This window comes from Streptomyces sp. NPDC002889, from assembly GCF_042888425.1.
GTDB lineage: Bacteria > Actinomycetota > Actinomycetes > Streptomycetales > Streptomycetaceae > Streptomyces.
Genome location: NZ_JBIAPT010000008.1, coordinates 217,972 through 233,429, shown reverse-complemented (window position 1 = coordinate 233,429; position 15,458 = coordinate 217,972). Strand labels below are relative to the sequence as shown.

The following is a 15,458-nucleotide window of genomic DNA, read 5'->3' as shown; positions in this document are numbered from 1 at the left end:
CAAAAACATTTCCCTGGGGGCTTCACCACACTCCGCACACCCCACTGCACCGGTCCGGGACCCGCCACGGCGCCACATACGCGCGGGGGCGGAATACCCGGGCCGGAGTCGCGGTTAAGGGGTATAGTTCAACATTCAATCAATTCTCGGAAGGTGAGCTCCATGCAGTTCGGCATCTTCACGGTGGGTGACGTCACCACCGACCCGACCACCGGCCGCACGCCGAGCGAGCACGAGCGGATCAAGGCGACCGTCGCCATCGCCCGCAAGGCGGAGGAGGTCGGGCTGGACGTCTTCGCGACCGGCGAGCACCACAACCCGCCGTTCGTCCCCTCGTCCCCGACCACTCTCCTCGGGCACATCGCGGCACGGACCGAGCGCCTGATCCTGTCCACGTCGACCACGCTGATCACCACCAACGACCCCGTGAAGATCGCCGAGGACTACGCGGTCCTCCAGCATCTGGCCGACGGCCGCGTCGACCTGATGACGGGGCGCGGCAACACCGGACCGGTCTACCCGTGGTTCGGCCAGGACATACGGCAGGGCCTCCCGCTCGCCATCGAGAACTACGCCCTCCTCCACAGGCTGTGGAGGGAGGACGTGGTCGACTGGGAGGGGCGGTTCCGCACGCCGCTGCAGGGCTTCACCGCCACCCCGCGCCCGCTGGACGGCGTCCCCCCGTTCGTCTGGCACGGTTCGATCCGCTCCCCCGAGATCGCGGAGCAGGCCGCGTACTACGGCGACGGCTTCTTCGCGAACAACATCTTCTGGCCCAAGGAACACTTCCAGAAGCTGATCAGGCTCTACCGCGAGCGATACGCCCACTACGGCCACGGCACTCCGGAACAGGCCATCGTCGGACTCGGCGGACAGGTCTTCATGCGCAGGAACTCCCAGGACGCGGTACGCGAGTTCCGGCCGTACTTCGACAACGCCCCCGTGTACGGGCACGGTCCGTCACTGGAGGACTTCACCGAGCAGACGCCGCTGACCGTCGGCTCCCCGCAGGAGGTCATCGACAAGACGCTGACCTTCCGCGAGGCCTTCGGCGACTACCAGCGCCAGCTGTTCCTGATGGATCACGCGGGTCTGCCGCTGAAGACCGTGCTGGAGCAACTCGACCTGCTGGGCGAGGAGGTCGTGCCCGTGCTGCGCAAGGAGTTCGAAAGCCTGCGGCCGGCCTCGGTGCCCGCGACCGCGCCGCTGCACCCGGCCGTACTCGCCGCGCACGACACCCAGGACACGAAGAACACCAAGGACACGAAGGAGACGTCATGACGCAGAGCACCACCGAGCCGCTGAGCCTCGTCGTGGTCTCGGCCGGCCTGGGCGTACCGTCGTCGACCCGGCTGCTGGCCGACCGGATCACCGAGTCCGTACGCCGCGAACTGGCCGGAACCGACCGGCCGGTGGAGGTCCGCGTCGTCGAACTGCGCGACCTGGCCGTACCCATCGCCAACAACCTGGTGACAGGCTTCCCGGCGCCGGCGCTCGGGGAGGCGATCGAGGCGGTGGGCGAGGCCGACGGCCTGATCGCGGTCACACCCGTCTTCACCGCCTCCTACAGCGGACTGTTCAAGTCGTTCTTCGACCTGATCGAGCCCGGCACGCTCACCGGCAGGCCGGTGCTCATCGCCGCCACCGGCGGGACTGCCCGCCACTCGCTGGTCCTGGACCACGCGCTGCGCCCGCTCTTCGCGTATCTGCGGGCCCAGGTCGCCCCGACGGCGGTGTACGCGGCCTCGGAGGACTGGGGCGGCACAGGTGACGCCCTGACCGAGACCCTGCCGGACCGCATCGCGCGGGCGGGTCGTGAGCTGGCCGGGCTGATGGCAGCGGGCCCGGTCCGCAGCACCAGCACCAGCACCGCCGACCTGTTTGCGTAGTTTTACGTAAGCTTGCGGCAACGGCTTGTGACGGGCAGCCGCGGCGGAGGTGGTGGGTATGGCAGACACCGGCAGGATCGTCGTCGGCGTGGACGGCTCGGCGCCGTCCGTGCGGGCGCTGCACTGGGCCGTACGGCAGGCCGCCCTGACCGGGGACTCCCTGGAAGCGGTCATCAGCTGGGAATACCCGGCGGCCGGATGGACGGCCATGGTCGCCGCCGTTCCCACCGACTTCGACCCCGAGAAGCTGGCCGCCCAGATCCTCGAGGACACCCTGAAACAGGAGCTCGGACCCGAGGCGGCCGCCGGCATCACCAAGACGGTCCTGATCGGCAATGCGGCACAGGCCCTGATGGACCGGGCGGAAGGCGCGTCGCTGCTGGTCGTGGGCGACCGCGGCTACAGCGGCTTCAAGGCGACGCTGCTCGGGTCCGTCGGGCTGCATGTCACCCAGCACGCGCCGTGCCCGGTGGTCGTGGTGCGGGGCAGGACGGCGGACTGAGGCACGCCCTCGGCGCCTCGCCGACGCGCGCCCACCGGGCGAGCGGATCAGCGGCAGCGCCCTGCGGTCTCCCCGGATTCCGGCTTGTCAGGAGCGTTGTCGGTGACGCCTCCTGGAGCGGCGGCGGCTGGAGCCGCTGGAGCAACTGGACGAGGAGAAACTGGACGGCCTCCACCCCGAACCGGCCCCGCATCTGCGGGAGTCCGTGAGCACGGGATCGTCCTGCACCTACCGGCCCGCACACCCGGTGGACTGGCGGCTGTGACCGGCCCCGCCGATGCTGGGGCTTCCCCCGGGGAGAAGGTCAAGGTGGTCGGCGACGGGCGCCCCCGGTCTGTCGGGGGCGCCCGTCGCGGGCGATCGTGGTACGGGGGTCACTTGCGGTTGTAGAGCCGCATCGTCACCGAGCCGAAGACCACCACCAGCGCCGCGGACCAGCCCAGCGACCAGGCGATGTCCGCCGACGGCCACTCGCCTGCCATCAACTCGCGTACCGCCGTGGCCAGATGGGTCACCGGACTGTTGTTGACGAAGGCCTGCAGCCAGCCCGGCATGGTCTTCGGATCGACGAAGACATTGCTCAGGAACGTCAGCGGGAAGATCACCATCATGCTGACGCCCATCACCGACTTCTCGGTGCGCAGCAGCAGGCCGAACATCGTCCAGACCCAGGAGAAGGAGAACGAGAAGACCATCAGCAGCGCGACCCCGAGCAGGATGCCCACCGGACCGCCGTCCGGGCGGTAGCCGATGATCATGCCGACCGTCAGCATCACCACGGAGGCGAGGAAGTAGCGCACGAGGTCGCCGAGCAGATAGCCGACCATCGGGGCCGGGCGCCAGATCGGCAGCGTACGGAAGCGGTCGAAGACGCCCTTGTCGATGTCGGTGTTGACCGCGACGCCCGTGTACATCGTGATCATCACGACGCTCATCACCAGGATGCCCGGCAGCAGGAACTGGATGTACGCCGAGACCGAGCCGGCCAGCGCCCCTCCGAAGAGGTACGTGTACATCAGCACCATCATGATCGGGAACGCCGTCACATCGAAGAGCTGCTCCGGCACATGCTTGATCTTGAGCATGGCCCGCCAGCCGAAGGTCAGCGACGCCGACAGGGCGCTGGGCCGCGGTGGCCGTTCCGTGCCGACCAGCAGCTCGGCCAGATGCTCGGCCTTCGGGGAGTCGAGTGCGATGTCGCCGATGTCCTTGGTGGTGGTCGCGGTGCTCATGCCGCTTTCCCCTTCTTGTCGGTCAGGGCGAGGAAGACCTCGTCCAGGCTGGGCTGGCCCAGCGCGAAGTTGTCCACGGTGATTCCGGTGCGGGCCAGTTCGGCCAGTGCCTGCGCGGCCTGCTCCGCCGCGCCCCGCTCGGTGCCGTGTCCGCCCACCCGGGCGGTCAGCGCGACCGGATCGGCGTCGAGCAGTACTTCCGCACCGAGCGCCGCGGCCAGCACCCGTTCGGCCGAGGGCCGCTGCTCGGCGTCCCGCAGCCGCAGATGCACGGTGCCGGAGCCGACCGATGCCTTCAACTCGCCCTTGGTGCCTTCCGCGATCACCTTGCCGTGGTCGATCACGGCGATCCGGGACGCGAGCTGGTCGGCCTCGTCCAGATACTGCGTCGTCAGCAGCACGGTCGTGCCCTGGGCGACGACCGCGCGCACGATGTCCCAGACCTGGTTGCGGCTGCGCGGGTCGAGGCCGGTGGTCGGCTCGTCGAGGAAGAGCAGGTCCGGCGTGTTCAGGATGGACGCGGCGATGTCGATACGGCGCCGCATGCCGCCCGAGTAGTTTTTCACCTGCTTGTCCGAGGCCTCGGACAAGCCGAAGGCCGCGAGCAGTTGGGCGGACCGGTCCCGGGCGGCCGGCCTGGAGTGGCCGAGCAGCCGGCCCAGCAGCACCAGGTTCTCGCTGCCGGTGAGGTCCTCGTCCACCGAGGCGTACTGACCGGTGAGGCTGACCCTGCTGCGGACCGCGTCCGCGTCCTTCTGTACGTCCTTGCCGAAGACGCGGGCCTCGCCGCCGTCCGGCCGCAGGAGGGTGGCGAGCATCTTCACGGTGGTCGTCTTGCCCGCGCCGTTCGGCCCGAGGACGCCGTAGACCGTGCCGGCCGGCACGGCGAGATCGACACCGTCCACGGCCCGGTTCTCACCGAAGACCTTCACCAGGCCCGCGGTCTCGATCGCCAGTTCTGCAGTCATCGTCAGTTCCTTCGAAGGTCATCGGGAGGGTCGTGGGGAAGTCCACGGGGGTTGACCGCGGTGGCCCGCGGAAGTCATCGGCGACGCCCGGAAACTTCGCGTCAGCAGACATACGGCCGGGCGGCACGGGCCTCACGCAGGGCAAGTCCCCACCACTGGAGCTGGTCGAGCATCAGGGCCGCCGCACGGCCCTGGTCCCTGGGGAGCCCCGTTGAGCAGGTTGATGCTCACCCGTTGCGCAGGGTCACCGTGTGGAGCTCGGTGAACACCGAACCCAGCTGCTCGACCGCGTACAGACCGCTGGACCCGTGGCCGTAGCTGACGAAGGCGACGGGCTTGGTGTGCCATTCGTCGTATGCGCAGTCGATGGCCTGTTGAGTGACGCGGGGAACGAGCGGTTGTACTCGGGCGTCACGACGACGAACGCGTCCGCGCGTGCGAACCCGGCGCTGAACTCCCGCGTCGGCTCGGTGGCCCGGTGGGGACAGCGGGCCGGGAAGTCGAAGTCGACCAGGTCGAGCACCGCCGGCTCCAGATCGGCACGCCGCTCGGCGCACTCCAGGAACCAGCGTCCGATCTGCTCCCCGACCCGCCCCTCCCGCGTACTGCCGATGATCACCGCGACACGCAGCGGCGGTATGTCCTGCTCCCGCACGAGGCGCCTCCCTCCACCGGTCCTCGGCCCTCAGCCGGAAGGCGCGAGAAGGATGCGAGACGTGGTGCTACGCAGGGCTCCGCGTCGGCGGGCTCATGTCTCGTGCACGTACAGGGCGTAGAAGGTCACGAGGCCCACTCCCACACCGACCGCCACGCCGATGCCCGCGGACCTGAGCACGCTGCCGTCGGACAGGCTGGTCAGGAACCCGATACCCGCCGCGGTCAGTGCCCCGTACGCCATGGCCCGCTGCTCACGCAGCAGTTTGTGCTGGATCCGGCCGATTCCGTACGCCAGCGCGCCGAAGACCACCGCGGAGACCAGCCCGAGGAAGAACTGGCTTACGGTGAAGACCCCGCCGTCCTCGAAGCGCTTGAGGACCATGGCGTAGATACCGAAGGACACGCCCAGCAGGACGGGCATCGCCCAACTGAGAGAAACGTGGCGCCGCGCCGGCACCCCTGCGTGTACGGCCATGGCGGAGAGCTCCTTCCCTGGACCCTGCATGTCACCCCTTCAGAGCACACCCGCCGACGGCCCCGGGCAAGTCGGAAGGAGCGGAAGCCGGGGCAGCAGCCGCAACGAAGTCGCCGAAACCGGCGTCCTCACGACAGACGGACATCGCACGGGACATCTCTCGGCTCGGAGGCCGGCTTGGACAGGGCAGCGAGGAACGGCGCGACGACGGACACGGACCCGTCCGGCGCCCGGTACGACGACGCCCCCCTCCGCCCCTCCGGCGGCCGGCGCGCGGCCGCCTGGCTCGCCGGTCTGCTGCTGCTCGTCCCGACCGCTGTCGTCGGATGCCGCCTTGCGGACACCGACGCCGTCACGCCCGTACCGCAGCTGCTCGCGTTCCTGCCCTGGCTGCTGCTGCCTGCCGGGGCCGCTCTGCTGTCGGCGCTGGCGGCGCGCCGCCGCACCCTGGCGGCATGGGCGGCCGTGGTGCTCGCCGTCACCGGCTGGTTGGTCAGGCCCTACGACACCGGGCTGACCGACGATCCGCCCGGGCCCGTCGTCGCCCGACTCGACGTCCTCACCTCGAACGTCGAGTTCGGCGGGGCCACCGCGGCACTCGTGGCCACGATCCGCCGGGAACAGCCCGACCTCGTGTTCGTCCAGGAATGCGACCACCGGTGTGCCGGGGCGCTCGCGGCACAGGTGCCCCGCAGCGACTATCCGTACCGCGAGGTCGTCGAGGGCGGCGGGGCCTCCGGTTCCGCGATCCTCAGCATGCATCCGCTGCGCCCGGCACCCACGATCGACTCCCAGCTCGCCATGCCCGCGGCCACGGCGGTCGTCGCAGGACGGGATGTCAGCCTCCAGCTCGCCCACCCGCTGCCGCCCGTCCCCGGCAGGGTCGGCGACTGGCGCGGGGAACTGGACAGGCTGCGTGAGCGCGCCGCCTCGGCCAAGGGCGGGCCGGCCGTGATCGCCGGCGACTTCAACGCCACCCAGGACCACGCCGCCTTCCGTCGGGTGCTCGACGCGGGCGGTCTGCGCGACAGCGCCACGCTCGCGGGCGCGGCCCGCACACCGAGCTGGCCGGCGTCGGCACGCCGCCCGTTCGGCGCGCAGATCGACCATGTGCTGGTCAGCGAGGACTTCTCGGTGCGCGATGCCCGCTTCATCGACCTGGCGGACACCGACCACCGGTCGCTGCTCGTCCGGCTCGAACTGCACGACGTGCGCTGACCGCCCGTCCGGGTGACAGTGAGGACGGGGCGCGGGGGACCCACAGCCCTGCTCCGGGCTCCCACGGCCGGGCGAGCCGTCAGTCAGGAGGCGTTCGCTATGCGCGCTGTCGCGGTCAAGCGGTTCGGGGCCGAGCCCGAACTTCTCCAGGTCCCCACGCCCGAGCCCGGGCCGGGCGAGCTGCTGGTGAGGGTCGCGTACGCGGCGCTGAACCCCGTCGACCGGCAGATGGCCGACGGAGCGGTCGACGGCCGCGCCGCTCATGAGTTCCCGCTGGTCCTGGGAGTCGATTTCGCGGGCAGGGTGGAGGCCGTGGGCACCGGCAAGAACCGCTTCCGGGTCGGCGACCCGGTGTTCGGGCAGGCCATGCGGCCCCCGGTCGGCGCCGGCACCTTTGCCGAGTACGTCGCCGTGCCGCAGGACGGGCCGATCACGGTCGTGCCCGACGGCCTCGATATGCGCACCGCGGCGATGCTTCCCACCGCCGGGATGACCGCCGCCCAGCTGCTCGCCGTCACGGCCCTGCGCACCGGGCAGAGCCTTCTGGTCATCGGCGCCGCAGGCGGCGTCGGCTGCTGTCTCACCCAGCTGGCGGCGGCCCGCGGCGTCCAGGTGGTGGCGGTGGTGCGGGGCGACGAGAGGCGGCTGATGAGCGGGCTCGGGGCGGACGTCACCGTAGACAGCACCGCCGAGGACGTGGCCGGCGCGGTGCGCGGGGTCCGCCCCGACGGGGTGGACGCCGTTGCCGACCTCGTCTCGGACGGGCCCGGTTCCTTCACCGGATACGCCGGGCTCGTACGGCCCGGTGGACTGGCCGTCGCGACCCGTTTCGCCGCCGGCTCCGTGACGCTCGAGGGCGGAGCCGAGGCGGTCGGCTTCCGGTTGCACGCCTCGTCCACCCTGCTCGACGCGCTCGCCGCGGCGGCGGCCGACGGGGAGCTGCAGACACCGGTCGACGCAGAACTCCCTCTGGAGAAAGCCCCGGAGGCCCTCGCCCGCAGCCGCGTCGAAGGAGCGCGCGGCAAAACGGTCTTCGCCCTGTGAGGGACGACCCGTCGAAGGCTGCCGACCGGGTTGCGCCGGGCGGCCTGTCCGAGGTCTTTGGATGACCATGGGAGAACGTGAGGGCGGAACCGGACGGCGCACGGCACGCCTCGCGCCGCCCGAGTGGCTGATGCGCAGCCTGCGCCCGCAGGCCACGCCCGTCCCGCGGGCCGCCGTCGGCCGCGCCGCGGTCGCACTCGCCGCGCCGCTCGCCGTCGGTCTCGCCGTCGATCAGCCCGCGTACGGGGCGCTGGCGTCGATGGGCGCCCTGTCCGGGGTGATCAGCGACACCGCGGCCGCCTACCGGATGCGCATCCTCACCATCGCGATCCCCCAGCTGTTCGGCATGATCGGCGTCACCCTCGGCACGCTGGTGTACGGGGAGGGCTGGATGGCCGTCGCCGTGCTGAGCCTGGTCGCGCTCCTCTCCGGGATGATCTCGTCGGTCGGCGCGGTCGCCTCCGTGTCCGGACTGCTGCTCCTGCTCAACTCGGTGGTGGGCGCGGGGCTGCCGATGCCCCGACCGTGGTGGCTGGCGCCTGTGCTGCTCGGTGTGGGCGGGCTGTTCGTACTGTTCCTGGCGCTGCTGGCGTGGCCGTGGCGCGGGCGCGCGCCGGAGCAGGCGGCGGTCGCCGCGACATACCGCAGCGTCGCCGAACTCCTCGCGGCGGCGGGCACCGTGCGCTACGACGAGCGCCGCCAGGACGTCACCCAGTCGCTCAACACCTCCTACGACCTGATCCTCGCCCGGCGCGCCCGGGAGCACGGACGCCACAGCCCGCTCGTGGAACTGCTCGCCCAGCTCAATGTGGTCATTCCGCTGGTCGAGGCGGCCGCGGCGGCGCACCGGTACGGGCGCGCCTCGCGGCGCCCCGAGATCGCCGCGGCGGTGCGGGAGCTGGCGGACTCGGTCGCCCTGGGCCGGCGCACCGCGCCCCCGCTGGCGCTGCCCACCCCCGAGGGGCCCGCCGACCGTGCGGTGGACTCGGCGCTGCGCCATGCGTCGGTGGTGGTGCACCAGGCCGACCACGATCCGAGGAATGTGGACGACCGGCTCGGCCGCCCGGCGTCGCTGCGTGTCCGGGTCCGGCGCACGGTCCGCGACGTCCTGCTGTCCGAGCCGTCCTGGCGCTACGGGCTGCGCCTGGCGCTGTGCATCGGGCTCGCGCAGGCGCTGGTGTCGCTGGTGGCGGTGCCCCGCTCGTACTGGGTCCCGCTCACCGTCACCTTCGTCCTCAAACCCGACTTCGGCTCGGTGTTCTCCCGCGCTGTGCTGCGTGCGCTCGGCACGGCGGCCGGCCTGCTCGTCGCCGCGGCCGTGCTGGCGGCGCTGCCGCGACCGGGGTCCCCCACTGCCGAGGGCTACGGGGGATGGTGGGACGTGCCCGTGATGATGGTGCTGGCGGCGCTGATCCCGGCGTTCTCGGCGAAGGGCTACGCCTTCCAGACCGCGGCGATCACCCCGGTGATCCTGCTGCTCTCGGACATCCTCAACCACCAGGGCTTCCATCTGGTGCTGCCACGGCTCGTGGACAGTCTCATCGGCTGTGCGATCGTGCTGGTGGCGGGCTATCTGCTGTGGCCGGAGAGCTGGCACACCCGGATCGGCGACCGCCTGGCGGTGGCGGTCGAGGACACCGGGCGCTATGTGTCGTGCGCGTTCGGCACCGATCCGGATGAGCCGCACGACCACAGTGAACGGGTGCGGCGGCGCAGGCGGCTCTACCGGGATCTGTCGTCCGTACGGTCGGAATTCCAGCGCGCCCTGACCGAGCCACCCCCGACCGGGGCACGGGCCGCCGCCTGGTGGCCGCTGGTCGTGGCGGTCGAGCGGATCGTGGACGCGACGACGGCGGCCCGGGTCAGGGTCGACCACGGGGCCCGGCCGCCGGCCGCGACGGAGGTCGCGGGCATCGAGCAGCAGCTGCGCGAGCTGGCCGAAGGCGTGCGCAGGAGCGAGGTGCTGGTGGAGGTCAGGGCGGATCTGCCGGGCGACGAGGAGGGGGTCCTGGAGCCGCTGCGTCAGGAAGTGCGGGCGGCACGGGCGATCGCGTCACCCGCACCGCGCTCGTGACCCCCGACCGGAGCGCGCCCGGGAACCCGGGTATGCGAGCCGGCACGGCCCGAAGGACCCGAACGATCCGAACGACACGCCCCAGGCCGTGCCTCAGGTCTTCGGCCTGCCCAGACCGTGCAGCCGCTCCAGCTCCCGCCGGTCGCGCTTGGTCGGGCGGCCCGCGCCACGGTCCCGTACCGCGGCCGGGGCCGTGAACTCCCTCGGCGGAGGCGGCGGGCTGTTGTCCACGTAGCACTGCACGGCGACCGGCGGACCCACACGCTTGCGCACGATCTTCGACACGACGACCAGCCGCTCACGGCCCGCGTGGAACACCCGCACCTGGTCGCCGGTCCGCACCGACTGCGCCGGCTTGACCCGCTCGCCATTGACGCGCACATGGCCGGCACGGCAGGCGGCAGCGGCCTGTGAGCGGGTCTTGGTGAGCCGTACGGACCAGATCCATGCGTCGACCCGTACGGACCCCTGGTCCGGCGGGGACGATCCTTCTGAAGCCATGCCCCGACTCTACGACTCCTCGGCCCGGCGGGCCGTGGAGTTGTTTCCGGCGCCGGCCCACCTCGCACCCGCCTCGTGCGGGTGGGGGCACGACCCACCCCCCTCACCACAGCGCACACATCCGACTACGATGCGCACGATCTCCCTTTACGGAGGCGTACTCCTCCGTACCCGGGCGTTCGCTTCTGATGTGCCGTCACACATCGCGCGGTACAAGGGCATTTCGGAGATTTCCATGCGCAGCAGCTCCGGCAGAGGGCTTCGGCCCAATGTCCTCGGGACGTTCGACACCATCGTCATGGCCGTCGCGGGCAGCGCTCCCGCCTACTCGATCGCGGCCACCACCTCCGTACTCGTCGCCGCCGTCGGTCCGGCGGGCCCGGCCGCGCTGCTGTACTGCGCGATACCCATGCTCGGCATCGTCCTCGCCTACGGCAGACTCGGCCGGCTCGACGTCAACGCGGGTGCGGGCTACTCCTGGGTGGGCCGCACCCTCCACCCCTTCCTCGGCTTTCTCTCCGGCTGGGCCCTGGTCGTCTCGACGACGATCTTCATGGTCGCGGGCTCGCTCCCGGCCGGTGCGCTCACGCTCTCGCTCTTCGACCCGGCACTCGCCGAGAACACCGCGCTGGCCACACTCGTCGGCGCCGCCTGGTTCCTTGCCATGCTGCTGGTCGTGCTGGGCGGCGCGCGGCTCACGGTGCGCGCGCAACTTATCCTGTCGGGCGTCGAGTTGGTGATACTGCTGCTCTTCATCGGCGCCGCACTGCTGCGGGGCGGTGGCCAACTGGCCTTCGACTGGTCCTGGTTCGGCTTCTCGCACTTCGAGGGGACGGCCGGATTCGCCTCCGGCGCACTGATCGCCACGTTCTACTACTGGGGCTGGGACGTCACCAGCAACCTCAGTGAGGAGACCCGCAACAGCCGCCGCACCGCCGGACTCGCCGCGCTGGTCGGCGTCGGCATCGTCTTCCTCCTCTTCGAGGCGTGCACGGTCGCGGTGAACATGACCCTGTCCGCCACCGAGATCCGGGCGGCGGGCTCGAACGTCCTGGGCGCGCTCGGCGAGGCCGTCTGGCCCGGGATCGGCGGGAAACTCCTGGTCATCGCAGTCCTGCTGTCGACCGTCGCCACCTTGGAGACCACCTTGATCCAGGTGACGCGCTCCCTGTTCGCGATGGGCCGCGACCGTACGATGCCCGCCGCACTGGGCCGGGTGCACCGCCGCTGGAACACCCCGTGGGCAGCCGTCACCGCCGTCGGCGCGGTGGCGGTCGCGATGTTCGCGGCGTCCACGGCACTCGGCTCGATCGGCGAGGTACTGGGAGCGGCGGTCACCGCGATCGGTCTGCAGATCGCGTTCTACTACGGTCTGGCCGGGATCGCCGCGGTCGTCGCGTACCGCAGGACGCTGCTGCGCTCGCTGCGCGACTTCGTGCTCGGCGGCGCCTGGCCGCTGCTCGGCGCGCTGTTCATGCTGTGGATCTTCGTCGAGTCCCTGGGCGAGCTGAGCGGGGCGGCGATCGCGATCGGCGTCGGCGGACTCGCCACCGGCCTGGTGCCGCTGGTCCGGTACTGGCACCGGGGGAGCCTGTACTACCGGCCGGCCGCCCGGCTCGACGCGACTCACGCCGTCACCTCACAGGATCTCGACGGGGATGGACCGTCCCAGCGCCCGGACTACACCGACCGGGCCCTGGCCACGGACTTCTGACCGACCCGCACCCGCCGCCCGCACCCACCACCCGAATTCACACTCGGACTTCTCACCGCCGAGGGCAACGCCGAGCACACCGAGGGAAGTGCCGCAGATGGCCGCACGACGCCGCTTCATACCCGATTTCGACCCCGCCCACGGCGACCGGCCACTGTCCGACGCCCTGCATGACATCGTTATCGGACGCTGGCAGGGCATCCGTGACCTGCTGTCCGCCACCGGAGACGACTGGGCGTGCCGCACCCACCGGCTGCGGCTGCTCGCCCATGCCGCCGCGGGCTCGTCGGCAGCGGAGAGCTGGCAGATATCCGAGCCCGACAACCCCGACGCGGCGGTGCTGCGCGCGGCGACGGACGTCGTGCGGGTCTTCCACCGGGCGATCGCGGCCGGAGGCGGCCGGGACGGAGACCCCGGAAGCGGTCATGGCGGCGGGGTGGTGGAGCGCGCGCGCCTCGACGTCGCCGTGCGGTCCTGCCTCGCCGCGGCCGCGGCCCACCCCGCCGACCCCATGCCCTGGGTGTCGATGCTGACCGTGGCCCGGCTGTACGAGGACGGGGTGCCGCGGCGCGAACTGCGTCGCTGGTGGGACGAGATGCGCCGGCGCGACCCGTACAACTTCGAGGGCCATGTGCAGCTGCTGCGCTACCACTCGGCGCGCTGGCACGGCACGCACGGCAGGATGTACGACTTCGCGCGGGACGCGGCGGGGGTCTCTCCGCCCGGGTCGCCCCTGCCGGTGCTGATGCAGATCGCCCGGGTGGAGGAGTTCCGCTATATCGCCGCGGCGGCGCAGGGCCGCCAGGTACGCGGCTTCGACCAGCACTGGAAGCACGAGCTGGCGATCGTGGAGATACGGCGCACCTGGCAGCGCTGGATCCTCGGACGCCCCGACGCCCCGGTCGCACCTGAGGAGGTGGGCGAGCTCAACTACCTGGCGCATGCCGCCTGTTACGCGGGACTCGCGACGGAGGCCCGCGAGCTGTTCCAGCTGCTGGGACCGCGGGCGGCGCTGGTCCCCTGGTCGTACACGGGCGATCCGGCGGAGCAGTTCACGAGGTGGCGCACACAGGTGGGCGCCACCTCGTGAACAGCGGATGATCAGACGCCGATGTCGCAGCCGTCCTTGCGCCAGACGGCGACGACCGACGGGCGGACGATCTTGCCCGGGCCGTCGGGCCACACACTCGCGGGCTTCTCGACGGACGCGCCGTCGATCTCGCCCGGGTGCTGTACGGCGACGAGCACACGGCGGTCCTGGATGATAGGACCGCAGGTCTCGGCGCCCGCCGGCACGGTCAGGAACTGCTTGAGCTCACCGCGCTTCTCGCCCCGCGTCGCCACGCCGAACAGGCCGTCGTGCGAGCCGAGCTGGTTGCCGTCCGTCGAGATCCACAGGTTGCCGTGCGGGTCGAAGGCAACATTGTCCGGGCAGGAGATCGGGCTGACCTTGTCCTTCGGGAAGCCCGCGAAGTAGGTGGCGGGGTCGTCCGGGTCGCCCGCGACCAGGAACAGCCGCCAGGCGAAACCGTCGCCCGCCGGGTCGTCCCAGTGCTCGGCGAGCTCCAGGATCTGCCCGTGCTTGTTGGCGTTGCGCGGGTTCGCCTCGTCCGCCGGGGCCTTGCCCGCGGTGCCGCGGTCCTTGTTGTTGGTGAGCGCGACATAGACACGGCCGCTGCGCGGGGACGGCTCGACGTCCTCGGGGCGGTCCATCTTGGTGGCGCCGACCTTGTCACCGGCGAGGCGGGTGAAGACGTACACCTCCTCGGCGCTCATGCCGGGGACGTGCGAGACGTTGCCGGTGGCGAGCGGAATCCACTGGCCGCTGCCGTCGAACTCACCGTCGTTCGGGAGCTTGCCGGTGCCGTCGATCTCGCTGGGCGAGTCGCCCGTCAGCTTGGCGACGTACAGAGTGCCCTCGTCGAGCAGCGTGAGGTTGTGCTCGCGGGCGGCGCGGCTGCTGCCCTTCTTCATCCGCTTCGACGACACGAACTTGTAGAAGTAGTCGAAGCGCTCGTCGTCGCCCATGTAGACGACCGGACGCCCGTCGTCGGTGAGGCGGGGCTGCGCGGCCTCATGCTTGAAGCGGCCCAGCGCGGTGCGCTTGCGGGGCGTGGACTGCGGGTCGTACGGATCGAGCTCGACGACCCACCCGTGGCGGTGCGACTCGTTCGGCTCCTGCGCCACGTCGAAACGCTTGTCGAAACGCTCCCACTTGCGCTCGGTCGCGCCCGCGGCGATGCCGTAGCGCTTGTCGGTCGCGCTGGAACCGTTCGCGAAGTACTGGTTGAAGTTCTCCTCGCCGTGCAGCGTGGTGCCCCACGGGGTGGTGCCGCCGGCGCAGTTGTTCAGCGTTCCGAGCACCTTGGCGCCGGTGGGGTCGGCCGACGTCCTCAGCAGAGCGCTGCCCGCGGCGGGGCCGGTGAGCTCGAACTCGCTGGTCGCGGCCAGGCGGCGGTTGAGGGGGTGCCGAGTGACCGGCGTGAGCTTGCCGCCACGGCTGTGCTCCTGCACCACGACGACGGACAGACCGTGCGCGGCCCAGGCGATCTCGACCTGCTCGCGGGTCGGGTTCGCGGGGTCGTAGCCCCGGAACATCAGGATCTCGTCCGTGTACTCGTGGTTCGCCACGAGAACCTGGCGGCCGCGCTCGCCGTGCAGGGGCAGCAGCGACAGGAAGTCGTTGTTGTAGCCGAACTGCCCGGCCTGGGCCTCGGCCGACTGGTTGTCGGGGTCGAAGGCCGGAGCGCCGCGCAGGATGGGCTCGCCCCAGCGGATGACCACGCTCTGCTCGTAGCCCGCGGGGACGGTGACCTTGTCGTCCTTGTTCGGCGCGACGGGCGCGAAGCGCAGCCCGCGGGCGCCGTCGGGGGTGCTTCCGTGGCCGTGCCCGTGGCCCGGGGTGGCGGCGGCGGGGGCCGCGCCCTGCGCCACGACCGCGCCACCGGCCGCGGCGGCGACGGTCACGACGGCGGCGGCACGCATCATCGAACGCCGCGAAAGGGCGCTGGCTATGACATCGCCGACGTACTCGTTGTCGCTCGTGTTCGGGACCTCATGGAAACAGGCGTCGCCGCAGCGGTAGCGGCAGGTGAGGGCGGAACGTCCGCCTGCGTGCGGATTCGTGTTCAACAGCGGCAGCAGTTTGCGCACTTCGTCCTCCTTCGGCGCACCCTGCGCCGAC

General features: G+C 71.4%; 13 protein-coding genes and 1 pseudogene. 8 read left to right on the top strand and 6 right to left on the bottom strand.

Features of this window, described 5'->3' with window-relative positions:
* Positions 1-162 precede the first annotated feature (162 nt).
* The 3 genes from ACFYWI_RS14490 to ACFYWI_RS14480 are packed head-to-tail and all read left to right on the top strand — an operon-like array spanning position 163 to position 2,391.
* The gene (locus tag ACFYWI_RS14490; RefSeq protein WP_389230661.1) at positions 163-1,281 is read left to right on the top strand and encodes an LLM class flavin-dependent oxidoreductase; all 1,119 of its coding nucleotides are present in this window, start codon (positions 163-165) and stop codon (positions 1,279-1,281) included.
* The gene (locus tag ACFYWI_RS14485) at positions 1,278-1,889 is read left to right on the top strand and encodes an FMN reductase (protein ID WP_389230658.1); all 612 of its coding nucleotides are present in this window, start codon (positions 1,278-1,280) and stop codon (positions 1,887-1,889) included. Before ACFYWI_RS14490 ends, ACFYWI_RS14485 begins: the two co-directional genes overlap by 4 nt.
* A 58-nt stretch (positions 1,890-1,947) precedes the next feature.
* On the top strand, positions 1,948-2,391 hold the full coding sequence (locus ACFYWI_RS14480) for a universal stress protein (RefSeq protein ID WP_389230656.1): 444 nt from the start codon (positions 1,948-1,950) through the stop codon (positions 2,389-2,391).
* Positions 2,392-2,765: 374 nt separating this feature from the next.
* On the opposite strand, the gene ACFYWI_RS14475 is transcribed toward ACFYWI_RS14480, so the two are convergent.
* The 4 genes and pseudogenes from ACFYWI_RS14475 to ACFYWI_RS14460 form a co-directional block, all read right to left on the bottom strand.
* Positions 2,766-3,623 carry an ABC transporter permease gene (locus ACFYWI_RS14475; protein WP_389230653.1) on the bottom strand — a complete coding sequence of 286 codons (858 nt, stop codon included), beginning with the start codon at positions 3,621-3,623 and terminating at the stop codon, positions 2,766-2,768.
* Positions 3,620-4,591: an ATP-binding cassette domain-containing protein gene (locus tag ACFYWI_RS14470; protein ID WP_389230650.1), complete on the bottom strand. Its 972-nt coding sequence runs from the start codon at positions 4,589-4,591 to the stop codon at positions 3,620-3,622. Before ACFYWI_RS14470 ends, ACFYWI_RS14475 begins: the two co-directional genes overlap by 4 nt.
* A 101-nt stretch (positions 4,592-4,692) precedes the next feature.
* Positions 4,693-5,246: pseudogene (locus ACFYWI_RS14465) on the bottom strand (NADPH-dependent FMN reductase).
* A gap of 93 nt (positions 5,247-5,339) precedes the next feature.
* Entirely contained in the window at positions 5,340-5,723 is a 384-nt protein-coding gene (locus ACFYWI_RS14460) for a hypothetical protein (protein WP_389230647.1), read from the bottom strand.
* A gap of 177 nt (positions 5,724-5,900) precedes the next feature.
* On the opposite strand from ACFYWI_RS14460, the gene ACFYWI_RS14455 reads away from it, so the two are divergent.
* From ACFYWI_RS14455 to ACFYWI_RS14445, 3 genes are all read left to right on the top strand, one after another.
* Positions 5,901-6,941, top strand: coding sequence for an endonuclease/exonuclease/phosphatase family protein (locus ACFYWI_RS14455; RefSeq protein ID WP_389230644.1), 1,041 nt, complete (start codon positions 5,901-5,903; stop codon positions 6,939-6,941).
* Between the two features lie 99 nt (positions 6,942-7,040).
* Positions 7,041-7,985, top strand: coding sequence for an NADP-dependent oxidoreductase (locus ACFYWI_RS14450; RefSeq protein ID WP_389230641.1), 945 nt, complete (start codon positions 7,041-7,043; stop codon positions 7,983-7,985).
* 130 nt (positions 7,986-8,115) lie between these two features.
* Entirely contained in the window at positions 8,116-10,059 is a 1,944-nt protein-coding gene (locus tag ACFYWI_RS14445; RefSeq protein WP_389230972.1) for an FUSC family protein, read from the top strand.
* Positions 10,060-10,152: 93 nt separating this feature from the next.
* Here the strand turns inward: ACFYWI_RS14445 and ACFYWI_RS14440 are convergent, their stop codons facing one another.
* Positions 10,153-10,560, bottom strand: a complete 408-nt coding sequence (locus ACFYWI_RS14440) for an RNA-binding S4 domain-containing protein (RefSeq protein ID WP_389230638.1) — start codon at positions 10,558-10,560, stop codon at positions 10,153-10,155.
* Between the two features lie 235 nt (positions 10,561-10,795).
* Between ACFYWI_RS14440 and ACFYWI_RS14435 the strand changes: the two genes are divergently transcribed.
* Both ACFYWI_RS14435 and ACFYWI_RS14430 read left to right on the top strand, forming a co-directional pair.
* A complete protein-coding gene (locus tag ACFYWI_RS14435) occupies positions 10,796-12,274 on the top strand; it encodes an APC family permease (protein WP_389230635.1) in 1,479 nt (492 codons plus the stop codon).
* A gap of 97 nt (positions 12,275-12,371) precedes the next feature.
* Positions 12,372-13,364 (top strand): hypothetical protein, encoded by a 993-nt coding sequence (locus tag ACFYWI_RS14430; protein WP_389230632.1) that lies wholly within the window; start codon positions 12,372-12,374, stop codon positions 13,362-13,364.
* 11 nt (positions 13,365-13,375) lie between these two features.
* On the opposite strand, the gene ACFYWI_RS14425 is transcribed toward ACFYWI_RS14430, so the two are convergent.
* Positions 13,376-15,427: a PhoX family protein gene (locus ACFYWI_RS14425; protein ID WP_389230969.1), complete on the bottom strand. Its 2,052-nt coding sequence runs from the start codon at positions 15,425-15,427 to the stop codon at positions 13,376-13,378.
* Positions 15,428-15,458: the final 31 nt, after the last annotated feature.